This is a genomic window from Rahnella victoriana (genome assembly GCF_004330295.1).
In the GTDB taxonomy this organism is placed as follows: Bacteria; Pseudomonadota; Gammaproteobacteria; order Enterobacterales; family Enterobacteriaceae; genus Rahnella; species Rahnella victoriana.
The window spans coordinates 54,791-73,152 of the sequence record NZ_SJOJ01000019.1; the positions used below are offsets into that span (position 1 = coordinate 54,791).

An 18,362-nucleotide genomic window follows, 5' to 3' on the forward strand; every position below is an offset into this window, starting at 1 on the left:
GGGCTTTTTTGTCAGTGCCGGATCGGCTTAGTGCCAGATCAGCAACACGCAGGCGGCGGTCAGAATGCCCATCGCGATATTGAAGGTGTACCACGCGCGTTTGCTGCGCAGCAGGCGGCCAATCACGGTACCGAAGCCGAGCCAGATAATGCCGGACACCAGATTCACCAGGAACATGCCGAGGCTGATACCGGCAATGGAATGGTTATAGGCGGCACCGGCCAGACTGAAACTCGCCACCGCGCCCAGCCCCATCAGCCAGGCTTTCGGGTTGAGAAATTGCAGCAACCAGCCCTGATACATGCGAATGGGTTTCGGTGGCGGCGCGCCGGTTTCCAGTTTTTCATAAGCCGACGTGGCAATTTTCCATGCCAGCCACAACAGATACAGGCTACCGGCGATTTTGAGGAAAAGGTGTAACGCGGGATACACCGTGATCAGCCCGCCGACACCAAATGCGACCAGCAGCAAAATACTTTGCATACCGAGCATAATGCCGACCATCAGCCATATTGAGCGGAAGAAACCGAAGTTAGCGCCAGACGTGGTTAACAACATATTGTTCGGGCCGGGGGTAATGGCGGCGACCCATAAAAATCCGAGCATTGATAAAAATAAACCGAGTTCCATTTAATTTGGGTACTCCGACCCGAAAGATGTGCGATAGCATTGAAGCTAACAGCGTGATATTGATCGCACAAGAGCCTCTTAAGAGAAATTTATTCATCTTATGGTTGAATCCTTTCGCCCCCTGCGCGGGGCCAGTAATCCTCACCTCCAGACGCTGTTACCGCGACTGGTGCGGCGGCATGCAAAACTCAAACCTCACTGGCAAAGACTTGATACGCCGGACGGCGATTTTCTGGATTTAGCCTGGAGTGAAGACCCGGAACAGGCGCGCCATAAACCCCGCATGATCCTGTTTCACGGGCTGGAAGGCAGCTTCTACAGCCCCTATGCCCACGGGTTATTGCAGGCCTGGAAAGATCAGGGCTGGCTCGGCGTGGTGATGCATTTTCGCGGATGCAGCGGTGAGCCGAACAAACTGCTGCGCATCTACCATTCCGGTGAAACCGAAGATGCCCGTTTCTTCATCCGCTGGCTTAATGAAACCTATGGCGAAGTCCCGACCGGTGCGGTGGGTGTTTCGCTCGGCGGCAACATGCTGGCGTGTTATCTCGGGCAGGAAGGCGACACCTGTACGCTGAGCGCCGCCGTGGTGGTGTCCGCCCCGCTGATGCTGGAACCCTGCGCGTACCGGCTGGAGCGCGGTTCATCGCGCATTTATCAGCGATACCTGCTCGGTCAGCTCAAAGGCAATGCCACGCGCAAACTGGCGAAATATCCGGGCACCTTGCCCGTCACGCTGGCGCAACTGAAAGCCATGCGCCGCATTCGTGATTTCGACGACGCCATTACCTCGAAAGCTCACGGTTTTGCCGATGCGCTGGATTATTACCGCCGGTGCAGCGCCTTGCCGCTGCTGGCGCAGATCAGAACGCCGTTGCTGATTATCCACGCCAAAGACGATCCGTTTATGACGCCGGAAGTGATCCCGAAAGCAGAGGATTTGCCAGCTTGCGTCGAATATCAGCTCACCGAACACGGCGGACATGTCGGCTTTGTGTCCGGCAGTTTGCGTCATCCGCAGATGTGGCTGGAACAACGCATTCCGGCCTGGATCGCCCCGCATTTAGAGAAAAAGACAAAGGAAACCCTATTGTGATTATTCCCTGGCAGGAACTGGACGCCGAACTGCTCACCAGCGTGGTGGAATCCTTCGTATTGCGCGAAGGCACCGATTACGGCGAGCAGGAACGATCGCTGGAGCAAAAAGTCGATGACGTAAAACGTCAGCTGAAAAGTGGCGAGATCGTGCTGGTCTGGTCAGAACTGCATGAAACGCTGAACATTATGCCGCGCGGTCAGTTCCGCGCCGGACAGGAAGAAACCCCGCAGGACTGGTAAACACGATCATAAAATGGATTTGGACAGCCTGTCCCTCTGCGAATAATTATGGTAACAATGGGATTAATTATGCGCTTTGTTTCCGCCTGCCCTGAATGACCTGAAGGGCAATATGGCGTGACGTTTAAGGAGTAAGCCCGACTATGTCAGCAAAACATCCTGTTATAGCAGTTACCGGCTCCAGCGGAGCAGGCACCACCACCACCAGCCTGGCATTTCGTAAAATATTTCAGCAGCTTGGCCTGCGTGCCGCTGAGCTGGAAGGCGACAGCTTTCACCATTTCACCCGCCCTGAAATGGATGCGGCAATCCGCAAAGCCCGTGACCTCGGACGTCACATCAGCTATTTCGGGCCGGAAGCCAACGACTTTGGTCTGCTGGAAAAAAGCTTTATCGAATATGGCCAGAACGGCACCGGCCGCTCGCGCAAGTATCTGCATACTTATGACGAAGCGGTTCCCTACAATCAGGTGCCGGGCACCTTTACGCCGTGGCAGGCGCTGCCGGAACCGACTGACATTTTGTTCTACGAAGGGCTGCACGGCGGCGTTGTCGCAGACAAAATTGACGTTGCCGCACAGGTTGATTTACTGGTCGGCGTGGTGCCCATCGTTAACCTTGAATGGATCCAGAAACTGGTGCGCGATACCGGCGAGCGCGGACATTCCCGCGAAGCGGTAATGGATTCCGTGGTGCGTTCGATGGATGACTACATCAGTTACATCACGCCGCAGTTCTCGCGCACGCACATCAACTTCCAGCGCGTACCGACTATCGATACCTCCAACCCGTTTGCCGCTAAAGCCATTCCTTCACTGGATGAAAGCTTTGTGGTGATCCACTTCCAGGGGCTGGATGACATTGATTTCCCGTATCTGCTGGCGATGTTGCAGGGTTCGTTTATCTCGCACATCAAAACGCTGGTGGTGCCGGGCGGAAAAATGGGGCTGGCGATGGAGCTGATTATGGCGCCGCTGGTGCAGCGCCTGATGGAAGGCAAAAAGATCGAGTAACGGACTCAGGCGTCGTTCATCAGCAACTGACGGATAAACCCGACATGCAGCGCGACGCCCGTCTGTAACGCCTCTTCATCGAGACGAAAACGCGGATTATGCACGCCATAAGTCGCGCCAATTTTTTCATTCCCGCTGCCAATAAACAGAAAACACCCCGGCACTTTTTGCTGGTAGGAAGAGAAATCCTCTCCGCCAAACAGCGGCTGAGTCACTTCGCGCAGCGCCTGCGGTCCCAGCGTTTTTTCAATCACCTGACGCGCAATCGCACAGGCCTCAGGATGGTTGTCGCCGTTCACATAGCCGCGTGTCCAGCGCAGTTCGTATGTCGCGCCATGCGCTGCCGTGATCCCCGAAATGATCTGCTCCATCACCTGCGGCACCTGTTCGCGCACGTTGCTGTGATGCGTCCGCAGCGTTCCGGCGAGCTTCACCCGCTCCGGGATCACGTTATAACTTTCGCCCGTCTGGAAGGTTGCGATAGTCAGCACCGGCACCTGAAGCGGATCAATACGGCGCGCCACAACGTTTTGCAGTGCGGTGACAACTTCCGCGCCGATCACCACCGGATCGATACACAAATGCGGCATAGAACCGTGGCCGCCTTTGCCGGTAATGGTGATGTCGAAGTTATCTGTGGACGCGCAGAACACGCCCTCTTTCAGCCCCACTTCACCGGTCGGAGAATTAGGCATCACGTGCAGGCCGAAGATTTTCTCAACGCCATCCAGCACACCTAAATCCACCAGTTCCTGTGCCCCGCCCGGTGGCACTTCTTCAGCATGCTGGAAGATAAACCGCACAGAACCATGCAACTCAGACTGACATTGGGTCAGCACTTTTGCCGCACCCAGCAACATTGCGGTGTGAGCATCATGACCACAGGCGTGCATCACGCCGGGGACCGTTGAGCAGAAAGGTTCATCGTTCTCTTCCTGAATCGGCAGGGCATCGATATCCGCCCGCAGCGCATATACCGGCCCCGGATGCGCCCCTTTCAGATCGGCAATCACGCTGTTGGGCGTCAGATGTGTCAGGGTCAGACCGCCGAAACTTTCCAGCTGTTGAGTAATGTACGCCGCCGTTTTATGCTCCTGAAAAGAGAGTTCAGGATGGGCATGAATATGTCTGCGCCAGCGCAGCACGTCCGCTTTGACTTCAGCCAGCATTGCTTCGAAATTAAAAGTCATCACTCTTCTCCTCAGTTAAGCCACATCGCGCATTGGCGCACGAGGTTTTATTGCCAGCGGCAGGATAGCCAGACCGGCCACCACCATCGCCAGCGCCAGAAATACAAACGTAGAAAGGTAACCGTGGCTGGCGGTGATGAGATATCCCATCGCAATCGGCGCCACAAATCCGCCGAGAGTTCCGCCGGTATTAATGATCCCCATCGCCGCGCCCATGACGTCAGAAGGCAGGCGTTTCATCGGCAGCGTAAAGACGGTCACAAAGGACGCCATCAGGAAAACGTAGCCGAGGAACAGGAACAACCCGGCCGTAACCGCCGATGCCGACGTAAAGACCAGCCAGATGCACAGCGCACTGAGCAGTGCGCAGCAGAAAATCACTTTCGGCTCTTTGCCCTGCATATAGCGTCCGACCAGCCAGCCGGTTGCCAGTGAAGAAATCCAAATACCCAGCCCGCCTGTCGCGACCACCATGCCGGATACGTCGAGTGACATACCGCGCTGCTGGACCAGATATTTCGGCAACCACGCCATCAGGCCGTAAGACGGAATGTTGATGCAGAAAATTGAGACAAACAGCAGCAGGACAATCGGGTTTTTCAGTAAGTCCCGATAACCGGTTTTCGCGCCGGTACGGGCTTGCGCTTCCGGCGGATTGGGCACAAAAATCACAATCGCTACGGCGATGGCAAAAGCCAGCAATCCGAGAATGGAGAACGATCCGCGCCAGCCAAGATGATCCAGGCTGTAAACCGCAATCAGCGGTCCGGCAGTCATCGCCAGTCCGGCGGAAGACAGCAAAATCGACTGCGCAAAGGTTCGCTTCTCAACTGCGAAATTAGACACTACCGCTTTGGCGCAGGACGCAGGATAGCCGGAATGGCCGACGCCGGAGAGAAACCGGAACGTGACCAGTAATCCCAGGCTGAGGCCCAGCGTTCCGAAACACAGCGCGAAGCCGCCCAGCAAGAACAGCGACATGCCGAGCACTTTTTTGTAGCCGAACCGGTCATTCAGCCAGCCCGCGGGGATCTGAAACAGCGAATAGGCCAGGAAGAAAATGCCGGTGATATACCCCAGCTGTTCAGGTTGCAGATTAAATTCGCGCTCGATGGGCAGCAGCGCAAAGCCCATCACTGTTTTATCGATATACACCACGGCGTAACCGACAAATAGCAGGAAGATCATCAGGGAACGACTTTTCATAGCGGATATCCCTTTTTGTTATCACCACGTCAGATTTTCTCACTGCCGGATGAATCGTAAAATGCGACATGCGTCACGTAATCAACTGAATAACAACATATTATTTTTCTCAATCCTGACGCTATCAGCTTTACAGCCTGACCATAAGATGCAATTTTTGGGCGGGTGATGCTTTTTACTGATAGGGATCGTGATGCGCTATTTGCCGAAATTACAGCAACTGAAGGTTTTCCAGCAGGTTATCCGCAGCGGCAGTATTCGCGGCGCGGCGCGGGCGTTGAATCAGTCACAACCGGCGGTCAGCAGAACATTGCGTGAACTGGAACAAACGCTCGATACGCAGCTGATTGTGCGTGGTAATCAGGGGATGACGCTGACCGAAACGGGGCGTGCATTTGCGCAGCGTATGCAATTTATCCTCGAAGAACTTGAGCGCGCCGCCGATGAAATTCGCCAGATCGAACAATATTCGCAGGGCTCCGTCGCCATTGGATTTTCATCGCTGCTGGCGCTGACGGTTTTTCCCGGACTGGCAGGAGAATTTAAGACGCAGTTTCCGCAGTCCAAACTGCTGATCAAAGAGGGGCAACTTTCCACGTTGTTACCTGCACTGCGCGAAGGGAAACTGGATTTCGCGGTCGGCACCGCCGGACCGGGATTTCCGCTGGAAGATCTGGTGCGTGAGTCGCTGTTCAGCGCCCCTTTCTGCGTTATCGCCCGGCGTGGACATCCGCTGGCAGACGCCACAACTCTGGCGGAATTACAGGATGCGCGCTGGCTGTTGCCCGAAACGGATATGGGGTATTACCAGCAAATCAGGATATCGATGGGAGGATTTCATCAGCCGGCAGCGGAAATGCCGGTGCATACAGATTCGGTGGTGTGCGGGCTAAATATGGTGTTGCAGTCTGATTATCTGACCATTGTGGCCCGGGCGATGAAAGCGCCGTTTGGGCTGGAAGAAAGGTTGAGTGTGCTCAATATCGATACCCTGCCGCAGGCAGAATACTGTGTGCTTTACTCGCAAAAATCGCCGCTGACGTTTGCCGCGCGGCGATTTTTGGATTTATTGCGCAGCCAGTGCCACGCGCATGACTGGTCGTAACTTATTCGGCTGCAATCACTTCAAAGCTGTGGGTGATGGTGGCCGCTTTACCCAGCATCAGGGACACGGAGCAGTACTTTTCGGCAGACAGGCTGACCGCACGCTCAACAATCTTATCGGTGAGATCTTTACCGGTGACGATGAAATGCAGATTGATGTGCGTGAATAAACGCGGTGCTTCCTCGCGGCGCTGCGAGGTCAGTTTCACTTCACAATCGCGCACGTCGTTGCGGCCCTTTTGCAAAATTGACACCACGTCGATCGCGCTGCAACCGCCCGCAGACATCAGCAGCATTTCCATCGGGCTGGGGGCTTTATCGCCCGCGTTGCCATCCATTGAAATCTGGTGCCCTGACGCTGACTCACCTAAAAATGTCAGCCCTTCAACCCATTTAACACGTGCGTGCATGAACTATTCTCCCGGTGAATAAACTTGTCGAAATCCGCTCTCAGAGTACCCTTTCACCTAAAATCTGGCAACGTAACCCGATCGCCATCATGCTGAAGCGAGACAACAGAAGACAGCATCCCAAACCTGTGCTACAAACAAAGCCGAAACATACTTTCCAGTGAATTGCGGTGACGGTTTTCGCGGTTTAAGAACAGAACCCACGGTGATAACAGCAATAAACAGGCTGTTGCACTCCGACACCCGCTTGCAGCATTTCTGGGGAGTTATATGCTGAAAGGGCGCTTTTTACGTTGAAGTGCCGTACAGGGAACTCTGAGCCCTGTGATTTTGGGCAGCGATAACAACAGAGGATAATAGCAAATGGTTCTCGGCAAGCCACAAACAGACCCGACTCTTGAATGGTTCCTGTCTCACTGTCATATACATAAGTATCCGTCTAAAAGTACGCTGATTCACCAGGGTGAAAAAGCCGAAACGCTGTACTACATCGTGAAAGGGTCGGTTGCCGTCCTGATTAAAGATGAAGAAGGCAAAGAGATGATACTGTCCTACCTGAACCAAGGTGACTTCATCGGCGAGCTGGGACTCTTCGAAGAAGGTCAGGAACGCAGTGCCTGGGTACGTGCTAAAACTGCCTGCGAAGTGGCTGAAATTTCGTATAAAAAATTCCGCCAGCTGATTCAGGTAAACCCGGATATTCTGATGCGTCTTTCCGCGCAGATGGCTAACCGTCTGCAAGTGACGTCAGAGAAAGTCGGCAACCTTGCCTTCCTCGACGTAACAGGCCGTATCGCTCAAACCTTGCTTAATCTGGCTAAACAGCCTGATGCAATGACCCATCCGGACGGGATGCAAATCAAGATCACCCGTCAGGAAATCGGCCAAATCGTCGGTTGTTCACGTGAAACAGTCGGACGTATTCTCAAAATGCTGGAAGATCAGAGCCTGATCTCCGCACACGGTAAAACGATTGTCGTTTACGGCACACGTTAATCCCTCAAAAATCGGCGCGGCAGAACACTGCCGCGCCTTTTTTATGGGCTAAGCTTTACCCATGACGCTATGGCGAAGACTGTTTTACCATCCTGAAATAAATTACGCGCTGCGCCAGACGCTGGTGTTGTGCCTGCCTGTCGGCATTTGCTGGCTGTTCGGCAACCTGCAAATGGGTCTGCTTTTTTCACTCTGTCCGGCCTGTTGTAACGTCGCCGGTCTGGATACCCCGCACAAACGCTTTTTTAAACGCCTGATGATCGGCGGTTCACTCTTTGCTGTGAGCAGCATTCTGCTGCAACTGATGCTGGAAAACTGGCACATTCCCCTGCCGCTGATCATGCTGTCTCTGGCCCTGTTGCTCGGCGTCACCGGCGAAATCAGCCCGCTGCATGCGCGTCTGTTGCCCGGTGCGCTGGTCGCCACCATCTTCACGCTGAGCATGGCCGGGATCCGGCCGATGTGGCAGGCACCGGTGTTATTTGCCGCCGGCACCGCCTGGTACGGATTGTTTAACTGGTTATGGTTTCGTATCTCCAAAGAACAGCCGATGCGCGAAACCCTCAGCCAGCTTTATCTGCAACTGGCGGATTATTTCGAAGCCAAATACAGCCTGCTGACCCAACACACCGATCCCGAAACCGCCCTGCCGCCCTTACTGGCGCGCCAGCAGAAAGTCATCGACCTGATTGCCCTGCTCTACCAGCAACTGCACATGCTGCCGCAGCACGGGCATCATCATCACCATAAGCGGCTGTTTCAGCGTTTTCAGGTCGCGCTCGATTTGCAGGAGCACATCACCGTCAGCCTGCATCAGCCGGAAGAAGTGCAAAGGCTGGTGGAAGAAAGCCATGCCGAGGCGGTGATCCGCCGCAACGCGCAGGTGATTTCTGCGCGGCTGCGGGTGATCGCCGACGACATTCTTTATCACCGGTTATCCGGGCGTTTTACGATGGCGAATGAACTGGCGGCGCTGGAGAAAATCGCCGCGCGCACGCCGGACAATCCGGTCGGTCAGTTTTGTTATTACCATTTCAGCCGCATTGCCCGTCTGTTACGCACACAGCGCCCGTTGTACAAACGTGACCTGATGAACACGCAGCCGCGTCTGCCCTTCTGGCCCGCGCTGAAAAGTTATCTCTCGTTCAAATCCGTCGCCCTGCGTAACGCCGCCCGTCTGGGCATTATTCTGGCGATTGGCAGCAGCCTCGGTCTGTTTTTCAATCTGCCCAAACCGTACTGGATTTTGCTGACCATTATGCTGGTCAGTCAGAACGGCTATAACGCCACGCGCGTGCGGATCCAGCACCGTGCGCTGGGCACGCTGGCCGGATTACTGATTGCCTCAGGATTGTTAAAACTGGAACTGCCGGAAGGCACCACGCTGTTATGCATGCTGCTGATCACTTTGTTGTCGTATACGGTGTTGCGTAAAAACTACGGGCTGGCGATGGTCGGTATGACGGTGACGGCGGTCTATACCCTGCAACTGCTGGCGATGAATGGCATACATTTTCTGGTGCCGCGTCTGGTGGACACGCTGATCGGCTGCGCACTGGCGTTCGGTGGCACCATCTGGCTGTGGCCGCAATGGCAAAGCGGTTTGCTGCGCCAGAATGCGCATCAGGCACTGGAAACCTATCAGGACGCCATCCGGCTTTTGCTTGAGGAAAACCCGGACACCGCCAAACTGGCGTACACCCGTATGCAGGTCAATCAGGCACACAACAAGCTGTTCACCTCACTGAATCAGGCGATGCAGGAACCGGGGTTTAACTCGCATTATCTGGCGGATATGCGTCTGTGGGTGACGCATAGCCAGTTTGTGGTCGAGCATATCAATGCGATGACGATCCTTGCCCGCGAGCATTACATGCTGCCGGAGGCGCTGGCGACGGAGTATTTACAGACCTGTGAAATCGCGTTGCAGAGCTGTCAGCAACGTCTGCTTTACGACGGACCGGGCAGTGAAAACAACCTGTTTAACGCACCGGAGCTTCACCCTGACATGCCGCTGACGGAGATGGAACGTCATCTGCGGCGGGTGATTTCGCATCTCAGCGTGATGCATACCATTTCGTCACTGGCGTGGAAGCAGAGGCCGCATCATGGGATCTGGCTGACGCGGAAGGCGTGATTTATAACTCCCTCCCCTGCGAAGGGGAGGGTTGGGGTGGGGTATTAAAGTCGGCTTAATTGTCTGGGTTGCCCTCAAACCAACACCCCATCCCAGCCTTCCCCTCGTGAAAGGGGAAGGAGCAAAAGCAAAACCGTTCAGCCATTGCAGGATAGAAGTAAAACGTCGATCAGGCCCTTCGCAGCGGGAGGAGCAGTCAGCCTGCGACCTTTGCTACCGCTTTCTCAAACCTTTCCATCCCCTCTTCAATATCCGCGAAGTCGATCACAAGCGATGGCGCAAACCGCATCACGTTCGGTCCGGCGACCAGCATCATCAGCCCGCAGTCGGCGGCGGCGGCATGGAATTCTCCGGCGCGGTTTTTATATGCATCGGAAAGCTCAGCGCCGATCAGCAGACCCTGGCCACGGAACTCGCTGAAGATGTGATATTTCTGATTGATGGCCTCCAGCGCGCTGATAAATTTCTCGCGGCGTTCATTGATACCGGCCAGCACCTCAGGCGTATTGATGATATCCAGTGCGGCTTCAGCGACGGCACAGGCCAGCGGGTTTCCGCCGTATGTGGTGCCGTGTTTGCCCGGCTCCATCACCGAGGCTACGTCTTCGGTTGCCAGCATGGCGGAAACCGGGAAGCCTCCGCCCAGCGCCTTGGCGGTGGTCAGAATGTCCGGCGTCACGCCGTAATGCATATAGCTGAACAGCTTACCGCTGCGCCCCATGCCGCTTTGTACTTCATCGAGCACCAGCAGCGCCTGATGTTTGTCGCAAAGCTCGCGCAGACCTTGCAGGAATTCCGGGGTGGCGGACGTGACACCGCCTTCGCCCTGAACAGGTTCCACGACAATGGCGCAGGTGTGATCGTCGATCACCGCTTTTACGGCGTCCAGATCGTTAAACGGCACGTGGACGATGTCAGCAGGTTTCGGGCCAAAGCCGTCGGAGTATTTTGGCTGACCGCCCACGGAAACCGTGAACAGCGTGCGGCCGTGGAAGGCGTTATGGAAAGCGATGATCTTACTTTTGTACGGGCTGTGGCGGTGCGAGGCGTAGTAACGCGCCAGCTTAAAGGCGGCCTCGTTGGCTTCCGCTCCGGAGTTGGCGAAAAATACGCGGTCGGCAAAGGTAGCGTCGATCAGCTTCTGCGCCAGTCGCAGTGCGGGTTCATTGGTAAAGACGTTACTGAGATGCCACAGGGTTTCGCCCTGCTCGTGCAATGCTTTCACCAGGGCAGGATGACAATGCCCGAGCGCCGTTACCGCGATACCGCCCGCGAAATCAACGTATTCGGTGCCTTGCTGATCCCAGACGCGACTGCCTTTACCTTTTACGGGAATAAATTTCGCAGGTGAATAAACCGGCAAAATGACTTTGTCGAACGTGCCCCGATCTACCGCTGATTTTTCTGCCATTACCCTTCTCCCTTCCTGCCATTGATATGAAAATATACTCACAAAATATGCATAAAAAATCACACGCAGGCAAACAGAAATCGCACCTGATGGGTAAGTAATTTTTTCAGCAGAATTAACTGACTAGATTTTAAGGAAATTATCCAGAAGCTGATGCCCCTGCTCACTCAGAATGCTTTCGGGATGGAACTGAACCCCATGCAGCGGCAAGGCGTTGTGCATGATGCCCATAATGTCGTCGCGACGGCCATCCCGTTCCGTCCATGCCGTGACATCAAAACAGTCCGGCAACGTTTCCGGCGCCACCACCAGCGAATGATAGCGGGTGACAGTCAGCGGATTGTTCAGCCCGCTGAAAACGCTTTTACCGGTGTGGCGGACGGGCGAAGTTTTACCGTGAATGGCCTGACGCGCCCGCACGATGTTTGCGCCAAATGCCTGCGCCATCGCCTGATGCCCGAGGCACACGCCGAGGATCGGCATACGGTCAGCAAAATGGGTAATGGCTTGCAGGGAAATACCGGCCTGATCCGGCGTGCACGGGCCGGGAGAGATCACCAGATGCGACGGGGCAAGCTGTTCGATATCCGCGAGCGTCAGCTGATCGTTACGCATCACTTTTACCTGCGCGCCAAGCTCGCAAAAATATTGGTAGAGGTTGTAAGTGAAGGAGTCGTAGTTGTCGATCAGCAGCAGCATAGCGTACCCGGTAAAAGTGAAAGAATTTACCGGGCAATTCTACGCAATTTTCCGTTCAGGCTTCAGCTTTATGTCGATCAATGTTCATCGTGGATTTCGCTGACGACGTCATTGAAAATCGCCACCAGATCGGTTTCATCGCCAAACACGGCGGTTTTATTGGCCGCCAGCCAGCGGTCACGATCGACTTTCGCCCATTCAATGTCGTAACCGGCGTGGATCACCAGTTGCTCGATGAAAATCCTCAGCGCGCGCCCGTTGCCCTCACGGAACGGATGCAACAGATTCAGGCCGGTGTAGTAATGTCCGAGACGCTCAGCGAACTTATCCAGCGGTAACCCGACCAGAAACTCTTCTTCCTCCAGTTCCTGCATCAGGGCATTGCCTTCCTTTTCGATGTAGCCGAAATGGCAGAACTGGGTGTCGTCCTTGTAGATATCAATTTCCCGAAAGTGACCCGCCCACGGATAAATATCCTGGAACAAAGCCAGATGCACCGCGCAAAGATGCGGTAACCCCATCGCGGAAGGACCGAGTGGCATGATCGCCGCGCGCAGGGCGGTAAATTCCTGTTCAGCCTGTAACAGACGATGCGCTTCGCGGATTTCCAGCCGGTTTTTCAGCACATTGATGCCGGGATAATAATAAGGGTCGGCACCGGCCACGAGTTTATCGTTCATAGTGCTTCCTCAGTTCGGTGAGACGTTGCGAGATTTGTTCGTTATCCAGCGTGATAACCTCTACCTGCACGCCATCCAGCGCGCTGCTGGCCTGAAAGTTTTGCCGCTGACGTTCGCGAAAAAGTTTTTCCTGCTGCCTGAGTGTCAGTTTCTTCGCCATCTTATTTCCTCCCTGGGTATCGCCAGTCGGGCGCATACCTTGTGGAGTTAAGTATAGACAGAGAAAAAAAGGCGCCCGTCACGGCGCCCTAAACTCGGATTATTCAACAGCGACAGGCGTCTCGTTCACGTCCGTTTTATGATCCGCTTGCAGCGTTTTCACCCGCGCTTCAAGCTGCTTCACCGCTTCGACATCCGGCAACAGGGAATATTTCAGCTCAAACACCGTGCTCTGGCCCGGCTGCAGTTGTTTCACCCGTCCCTGTTCACGTTCGATGGTCACCGGATAGGCATAATTCGTCCCCGGCTCAATACCGGTCACGTAGCCCTGTTTCAGCGTATCGGTGTTTTTCCACAGCGTCAGCAGCGGCAACTGATGGGTATCGAATTCAATCGAGGCCCCTTTATTTCCCGCTTTGTTCACCACACCGGCGATGGTTTTGCCCTGCGCATCTGCCAGCGGCACCATATTAAAGACCATTTCATCAAAGCCTTTGGTCGGCCGGGCGTAAGTCTGCCAGTCAGATAACCCTTTTTTGGCGTAATCATTGAATGGCGAAATCGATTTCAGCGGCGCAATGAAACGGGCACCTTCTTCAAGGATCGGCTGGCCGAAATTACTGTGATAAATAATCTGGTAGTCGTGCGGATAATCCGACGCGTTTGTCAGGGTATCGTGAATGGTCCAGGAATAGCTGCCGGGCACGTAACGCAGCGCGGTCCAGGTTTCCAGCCTGGCTTTCTTAAAGGTGTCTTCTTTCAGCAGGCCGCGCACAGTGATTGCATAAGGGGCTTTGTCGGCAATATCAATCTCCACTTTAGAGGCCGGCGTATTGCCCGCCCGGCCGTGCAGCGTATAAATCATGCCGTCGGCGGTCACCGGATGTCCGGTCCATTCGAAGCCGCAACGCACCATCATTTCGTTGAAACCTTCCAGCCAGCCCACGCCGTTGCGGCTCTCCAGATTGATGTAGGCCGGATTGACTACTTCCTGAACCGGTGAATCCCAGCCTAAGCGGATGTTATCGCCGGTCACATGCAGCAAATCCATCCCCCGCGTCGGACTCAGGGCAATCGTCAGCCCTTTGCTGGTAATCGTGATGACTTTTGACCCTTCCTGTTTACCGCCATGCAGCACTTTCTGTTCGATGCTGAAATCTGCCCCTGCGATATTCAGCTTTTTGCTGTCAGTCTTCCAGTCTCCCAGTTCTGTACCGGCTTCAGCATCCGTCAGCACAATAGTTTGTGCTGCAGCCTGCCACGAAAAAAGCCCCATAACGATCCCGGTAACGAGTAATTTTTTCACAATAACTCCTTTTTGCTGAATTGATTTAGCCCAAAAGCAATTCAGCCTACAAACCCGCACAGGCGAAAAACGTGACAGCCTTCAAGTTGAACGGTTTTACCCCGGAACGGCTGGCAGCAACGTGCCAGGTTTCGCAAAAAGCCTTGTAGTCAGTGAGAAATTGCAGACAAAACTGAGATATCAGACACGCATATCAGTCCATCAGCTGATGCGTTTCAGCTGATGAACGTAAGCTGAAGAGGGATTACTTTTTCCGGCCGCCCATAATGGAGCCAAGCACGCCGCGCAAAATCTGACGCCCTAAATCCCGCGCCATACTTTTTGCGGCAACCTGCACCACGCCGTCGCGTTTGCCGCCGCGCGGGCCGGTGCTGCCGAACAGGATCTCATTCAGTCCGCCCATCAGCCCGCCACCGGAAGGGGATTCTGCGGCGGGTTTGGCCGAACCGGCGGATTGCGGTGTGGCGACGGTGCCAAACCCTTGCGCGGTGATTTTCTCGTAGGCGGATTCCCGGTCAATACTGTCTTCGTAGCGGCCATACAGCGGCGACTGATTGATGGCTTTGTTGCGCCCTTCCTCGCCCAGCATGCCCATTTTCGATTCCGGGGCGATCACCATCGCCCGCTGTACCACTTCCGGCCGCCCTTTCTCATCAAGGAATGACACCAGCGCCTCGCCGACGCCCAGTTCGGTAATCGCCGTTTCCGCATCAAATGCCGGATTGGCACGCAGCGTTTGTGCTGCCGCTTTTACCGCTTTCTGATCACGCGGCGTAAACGCGCGCAGGGCATGTTGTACGCGGTTGCCGAGCTGACCGAGCACGCTGTCAGGGATATCCAGCGGGTTTTGCGTCACGAAGTAAATCCCCACGCCTTTGGAGCGGATCAGGCGCACCACCTGTTCGATTTTGGTCAGCAATGCCTGCGGGGCATCGTTAAACAGCAGATGCGCTTCATCAAAAAAGAACACCAGTTTCGGTTGCTCAGGGTCGCCGACTTCCGGCAGTTGCTCAAACAACTCCGCCAGCAGCCACAGCAGGAAAACGGCGTAGAGTTTCGGCTGGTTAATCAGCTTATCCGCTGCCAGCAGGTTGATAATGCCGTGACCGTTACTGTCGGTTTTCATCAGGTCATTGATATCCAGCATCGGCTCGCCGAAGAACTGATTGGCGCCCTGACCTTCCAGCGTCAGCAAACCACGCTGAATCGCCCCGACGGAGGCTGAGGAAATGTTGCCGTACTGCGTCTGAAATTGTTTCGCGTTATCGCCGGTAAACTGCACCATCGCCCGCAGATCTTTCATGTCGAGCAACAACAGTCCGTTGTCGTCGGCAATCTTAAATACCAGCTGTAATACGCCACTTTGCACTTCATTGAGATCAAGCAGTCTCGCCAGCAGCAACGGCCCCAGATCAGAAATCGTCGCGCGGATCGGATGGCCTTTTTCCCCAAAGATATCCCAGGGAATGATGCTGCATGCCTGCGGCTGCCAGTCCGTCACGCCGATACCCTTCAGCCGGGCGCTGAGCTTTTCCGAGGCCACGCCTTCTGCGCCAATACCGGACAAATCGCCTTTCACATCCGCCAGAAAAACCGGAATGCCAATGCGGGAAAACTGCTCCGCCATCCGTTGCAGCGTGACGGTTTTACCGGTACCGGTCGCGCCGGTAATCAGTCCATGCCGGTTGGCCAGTGCAGGCAGGATCACCAGATCATCCACCGGTTTACCTTCACTCATGGCTTTGGCGATCAGACGGGCTTCACTCATGTCATTTTCCTTGAAAGGGGGACGCGGGCGCGTTACTTAAAACTATAAGTCTCATCAGAGGAGCGTCAATAAACGGGCAATAAAAAGCCCCCGGAACCGGAGGCTTAGAAAAACAGTATTCTGGCAGAAAGGCTGAAAAATTAAGGCAGCACTTTCGCAGACAGGATCACAATCGGGGTCGTCGGCACGTTCTGGTAAGGCCCGACATTGTCGGTTTTAACCTGAGACATTTTGTCTACCACGTCCATTCCTTTGATGACTTTACCGAATACGGCATAGCCGAAATCACGCTGGCCGTGATCGAGGAACGCATTGTCTGCCACGTTGATGAAGAACTGGCTGGTGGCGCTGTCTTTATCAGCAGTACGCGCCATGGCGACCGTTCCGCGCAGGTTACGCAGGCCGTTGTCGGCTTCGTTCTTGATCGGCTCTTTGGTGGCTTTCTGCTGCATGTCAGTGGTGAACCCGCCGCCCTGTACCATGAAACCCGGGATCACACGGTGGAAAATGGTGTTGTTGTAATAGCCGCTCTGGGCGTAATCAACGAAGTTTTTCACAGAAACCGGTGCCTTCGCACTGTCGAGTTCCAGTTCGATATTCCCTGCTGACGTGGTCAGCATGACGTGAGTCTGGCCAGCCGCAAAAGCAGGCGACAGGGCTGACAGGGATAGCAGCGCAGTCAGGGCCACTAAAGTACGTTTAAACATGACGGTTCCTTTCTCCAGAATACAAACAACAGATCTCACTGATTCTAAAGAGCCTTTACGCTCAGCGCCAGACCTTTACCTTTATTTACGCTCTTGAATAATTTATTCAGATATTTCAAAATATTACATCGGATAAATGCCGCGTTAGCTGTTGAAATCTACGGGGTAATCTTTATCCAGATGAATTGTCGTTTTCGCCAGTTGCGTTTGTGCGATCAGCACGCCCTCGCGCAGGGAATATTGCACCGGCGTCTGACGACGTACCGCATCAAAACCGCTTTGCGCAGGCAGGATCACCAGACTGGCGGCGTGGCCGCTTTCCAGACCGTAGCCTTGCAGGTTCATGGTGCGGGCGCTGTAAGTGGTGATCAGTTTCAGGCCGTCATCGATTTGCTGATAGCCCATCAGCTGACAGACATGCAGCCCCATGTGCAGCACCTGCAACATGTTGGCGGTGCCCAGCGGATACCACGGGTCGAACACGTCATCATGGCCGAAACAGACGTTAATCCCGGCATCGAGCATTTCTTTTACCCGCGTGATACCGCGACGTTTCGGATAGGTATCAAACCGCCCCTGCAGGTGGATATTGACCAGCGGATTGGCGACAAAGTTAATACCCGACATTTTCAGCAAACGGAATAAACGCGAGGTGTAGGCGCCGTTGTAGGAGTGCATCGCCGTGGTATGGCTGGCGGTGACGCGTGCGCCCATATTCTCACGCAGGGCCAGCGCGGCGACGGTTTCCACAAACCGTGACTGTTCATCGTCAATTTCATCGCAATGCACGTCGATAAGCGCATGGTATTTCTTCGCCAGCGCGAAGGTTTTATGCAGCGATTCCACGCCGTATTCGCGGGTGAATTCGAAGTGCGGAATGGCACCGACCACGTCCGCGCCCAGCCTGAGCGCCTCTTCCAGCAGGGCTTCGCCATTCGGGTACGACATAATGCCTTCCTGCGGAAACGCCACAATTTGCAGCGTCACCCAGGGCGCCACCTCGGCTTTCACTTCCAGCATGGCCTTCAGCGCGGTCAGCGTCGGATCAGAGACGTCCACGTGCGTGCGCACATGCTGGATGCCATTGGCAATCTGCCATTTCAGCGTCTGCCATGCGCGCTGTTTGACGTCTTCGTGCGACAGCAGCGCCTTGCGTTCTGCCCAGCGTTCAATGCCTTCAAACAACGTACCGGACTGATTCCACGCGGGCTGACCGGCGGTCTGGGTGGTATCAAGATGAATATGCGGCTCGATAAAGGGAGGTATTGCCAGCCCGCCGCCGGCATCCAGAATATCTTCGCCGTAATCGGCATTGTCCAGTTGGGAGACAATCTGGCGGATCACGCCGTCTTCGATATCGATCTGCCATAACCCTTCCCGGTCAGGCAATCGTACATTTTTAATGGTACGCAAAAGAGTTTTCGTCACGCGTTACCTCATCGTTTTTAGAAAGACTGCGTTGTCAGTGAGGGGAGAGCCAATCTTAGAACAATAGCCTGAAAGTGTTTATAAATCGAAAGGTTACATAAAAACCCAATAAAATCAGACAAATACCACCTAAGGAGTATATTGAAACCGGCTTGATTTGCATCAATACCCCCTGTTACG

General features: G+C 54.6%; 18 protein-coding genes. 6 read left to right on the forward strand and 12 right to left on the reverse strand.

Annotated elements, in window-relative coordinates; translation table 11 throughout:
- Nucleotides 1-27: 27 nt before the first annotated feature.
- A complete protein-coding gene (locus EYY67_RS16550; protein ID WP_095923778.1) occupies nt 28-630 on the reverse strand; it encodes a LysE family translocator in 603 nt (200 codons plus the stop codon).
- 100 nt (nt 631-730) lie between these two features.
- Between EYY67_RS16550 and EYY67_RS16555 the strand changes: the two genes are divergently transcribed.
- The 3 genes from EYY67_RS16555 (at nt 731) to EYY67_RS16565 (ending at nt 2,981) form a co-directional block, all read left to right on the forward strand.
- Nucleotides 731-1,726: a hydrolase gene (locus EYY67_RS16555; RefSeq protein WP_131693893.1), complete on the forward strand. Its 996-nt coding sequence runs from the start codon at nt 731-733 to the stop codon at nt 1,724-1,726.
- Nucleotides 1,723-1,968 (forward strand): YheU family protein, encoded by a 246-nt coding sequence (locus EYY67_RS16560; protein ID WP_131693894.1) that lies wholly within the window; start codon nt 1,723-1,725, stop codon nt 1,966-1,968. Before EYY67_RS16555 ends, EYY67_RS16560 begins: the two co-directional genes overlap by 4 nt.
- Nucleotides 1,969-2,111: 143 nt before the next feature.
- A complete protein-coding gene (locus tag EYY67_RS16565; protein ID WP_095923780.1) occupies nt 2,112-2,981 on the forward strand; it encodes a phosphoribulokinase in 870 nt (289 codons plus the stop codon).
- A gap of 5 nt (nt 2,982-2,986) precedes the next feature.
- Here EYY67_RS16565 and EYY67_RS16570 read toward each other — a convergent pair whose 3' ends face one another.
- Both EYY67_RS16570 and EYY67_RS16575 read right to left on the reverse strand, forming a co-directional pair.
- Nucleotides 2,987-4,171, reverse strand: a complete 1,185-nt coding sequence (locus EYY67_RS16570; RefSeq protein ID WP_095923781.1) for an amidohydrolase — start codon at nt 4,169-4,171, stop codon at nt 2,987-2,989.
- 15 nt (nt 4,172-4,186) lie between these two features.
- On the reverse strand, nt 4,187-5,377 hold the full coding sequence (locus tag EYY67_RS16575) for an MFS transporter (RefSeq protein WP_095923782.1): 1,191 nt from the start codon (nt 5,375-5,377) through the stop codon (nt 4,187-4,189).
- Between the two features lie 193 nt (nt 5,378-5,570).
- Between EYY67_RS16575 and EYY67_RS16580 the strand changes: the two genes are divergently transcribed.
- On the forward strand, nt 5,571-6,482 hold the full coding sequence (locus tag EYY67_RS16580; protein ID WP_095923783.1) for a LysR substrate-binding domain-containing protein: 912 nt from the start codon (nt 5,571-5,573) through the stop codon (nt 6,480-6,482).
- A 1-nt stretch (nt 6,483) separates the two neighbouring features.
- On the opposite strand, the gene EYY67_RS16585 is transcribed toward EYY67_RS16580, so the two are convergent.
- A complete protein-coding gene (locus EYY67_RS16585; RefSeq protein WP_013573635.1) occupies nt 6,484-6,891 on the reverse strand; it encodes an OsmC family protein in 408 nt (135 codons plus the stop codon).
- A gap of 363 nt (nt 6,892-7,254) precedes the next feature.
- Between EYY67_RS16585 and crp the strand changes: the two genes are divergently transcribed.
- Together crp and EYY67_RS16595 are read left to right on the forward strand one after the other, a co-directional pair.
- The gene (gene crp, locus EYY67_RS16590; protein ID WP_013573634.1) at nt 7,255-7,887 is read left to right on the forward strand and encodes a cAMP-activated global transcriptional regulator CRP; all 633 of its coding nucleotides are present in this window, start codon (nt 7,255-7,257) and stop codon (nt 7,885-7,887) included.
- A gap of 61 nt (nt 7,888-7,948) precedes the next feature.
- Complete coding sequence (locus EYY67_RS16595) at nt 7,949-10,024, forward strand: YccS/YhfK family putative transporter (RefSeq protein WP_095923784.1); 2,076 nt, start codon at nt 7,949-7,951, stop codon at nt 10,022-10,024.
- Nucleotides 10,025-10,220: 196 nt separating this feature from the next.
- On the opposite strand, the gene argD is transcribed toward EYY67_RS16595, so the two are convergent.
- The 8 genes from argD to EYY67_RS16635 all read right to left on the reverse strand — a co-directional run bounded on the left by argD (nt 10,221) and on the right by EYY67_RS16635 (nt 18,182).
- Nucleotides 10,221-11,435 (reverse strand): bifunctional acetylornithine/succinyldiaminopimelate transaminase, encoded by a 1,215-nt coding sequence (argD, locus tag EYY67_RS16600; protein WP_131693895.1) that lies wholly within the window; start codon nt 11,433-11,435, stop codon nt 10,221-10,223.
- A 123-nt stretch (nt 11,436-11,558) separates the two neighbouring features.
- A complete protein-coding gene (locus tag EYY67_RS16605; protein ID WP_131693896.1) occupies nt 11,559-12,134 on the reverse strand; it encodes an aminodeoxychorismate synthase component II in 576 nt (191 codons plus the stop codon).
- 77 nt (nt 12,135-12,211) lie between these two features.
- Nucleotides 12,212-12,814, reverse strand: a complete 603-nt coding sequence (locus EYY67_RS16610; protein ID WP_119825274.1) for a putative adenosine monophosphate-protein transferase Fic — start codon at nt 12,812-12,814, stop codon at nt 12,212-12,214.
- Nucleotides 12,804-12,974: a YhfG family protein gene (locus EYY67_RS16615; RefSeq protein WP_119825276.1), complete on the reverse strand. Its 171-nt coding sequence runs from the start codon at nt 12,972-12,974 to the stop codon at nt 12,804-12,806. Before EYY67_RS16615 ends, EYY67_RS16610 begins: the two co-directional genes overlap by 11 nt.
- Nucleotides 12,975-13,073: 99 nt before the next feature.
- The gene (locus EYY67_RS16620) at nt 13,074-14,279 is read right to left on the reverse strand and encodes an aldose 1-epimerase family protein (protein ID WP_131693897.1); all 1,206 of its coding nucleotides are present in this window, start codon (nt 14,277-14,279) and stop codon (nt 13,074-13,076) included.
- A gap of 244 nt (nt 14,280-14,523) precedes the next feature.
- Nucleotides 14,524-16,047, reverse strand: a complete 1,524-nt coding sequence (locus tag EYY67_RS16625) for a helicase HerA-like C-terminal domain-containing protein (protein ID WP_131693898.1) — start codon at nt 16,045-16,047, stop codon at nt 14,524-14,526.
- A 140-nt stretch (nt 16,048-16,187) separates the two neighbouring features.
- Complete coding sequence (ppiA, locus tag EYY67_RS16630; RefSeq protein ID WP_095923791.1) at nt 16,188-16,754, reverse strand: peptidylprolyl isomerase A; 567 nt, start codon at nt 16,752-16,754, stop codon at nt 16,188-16,190.
- A 144-nt stretch (nt 16,755-16,898) separates the two neighbouring features.
- Complete coding sequence (locus tag EYY67_RS16635; RefSeq protein WP_095923792.1) at nt 16,899-18,182, reverse strand: cytosine deaminase; 1,284 nt, start codon at nt 18,180-18,182, stop codon at nt 16,899-16,901.
- Nucleotides 18,183-18,362 lie beyond the last annotated feature (180 nt).

What these genes read in the sequence shown, in the direction of transcription:
- EYY67_RS16580 (WP_095923783.1), top strand. Translation starts at nt 5,571, where the DNA reads ATGCGCTATTTGCCGAAATTACAGCAACTGAAGGTTTTCCAGCAGGTT.
- EYY67_RS16575 (WP_095923782.1), bottom strand. Translation starts at nt 5,377, where the DNA reads ATGAAAAGTCGTTCCCTGATGATCTTCCTGCTATTTGTCGGTTACGCC.
- EYY67_RS16550 (WP_095923778.1), bottom strand. Translation starts at nt 630, where the DNA reads ATGGAACTCGGTTTATTTTTATCAATGCTCGGATTTTTATGGGTCGCC.
- EYY67_RS16565 (WP_095923780.1), top strand. Translation starts at nt 2,112, where the DNA reads ATGTCAGCAAAACATCCTGTTATAGCAGTTACCGGCTCCAGCGGAGCA.
- argD (WP_131693895.1), bottom strand. Translation starts at nt 11,435, where the DNA reads ATGGCAGAAAAATCAGCGGTAGATCGGGGCACGTTCGACAAAGTCATT.
- EYY67_RS16570 (WP_095923781.1), bottom strand. Translation starts at nt 4,171, where the DNA reads ATGACTTTTAATTTCGAAGCAATGCTGGCTGAAGTCAAAGCGGACGTG.
- EYY67_RS16605 (WP_131693896.1), bottom strand. Translation starts at nt 12,134, where the DNA reads ATGCTGCTGCTGATCGACAACTACGACTCCTTCACTTACAACCTCTAC.
- EYY67_RS16625 (WP_131693898.1), bottom strand. Translation starts at nt 16,047, where the DNA reads ATGAGTGAAGCCCGTCTGATCGCCAAAGCCATGAGTGAAGGTAAACCG.
- ppiA (WP_095923791.1), bottom strand. Translation starts at nt 16,754, where the DNA reads ATGTTTAAACGTACTTTAGTGGCCCTGACTGCGCTGCTATCCCTGTCA.
- crp (WP_013573634.1), top strand. Translation starts at nt 7,255, where the DNA reads ATGGTTCTCGGCAAGCCACAAACAGACCCGACTCTTGAATGGTTCCTG.
- EYY67_RS16555 (WP_131693893.1), top strand. Translation starts at nt 731, where the DNA reads ATGGTTGAATCCTTTCGCCCCCTGCGCGGGGCCAGTAATCCTCACCTC.
- EYY67_RS16585 (WP_013573635.1), bottom strand. Translation starts at nt 6,891, where the DNA reads ATGCACGCACGTGTTAAATGGGTTGAAGGGCTGACATTTTTAGGTGAG.
- EYY67_RS16610 (WP_119825274.1), bottom strand. Translation starts at nt 12,814, where the DNA reads ATGAACGATAAACTCGTGGCCGGTGCCGACCCTTATTATTATCCCGGC.
- EYY67_RS16595 (WP_095923784.1), top strand. Translation starts at nt 7,949, where the DNA reads ATGACGCTATGGCGAAGACTGTTTTACCATCCTGAAATAAATTACGCG.
- EYY67_RS16615 (WP_119825276.1), bottom strand. Translation starts at nt 12,974, where the DNA reads ATGGCGAAGAAACTGACACTCAGGCAGCAGGAAAAACTTTTTCGCGAA.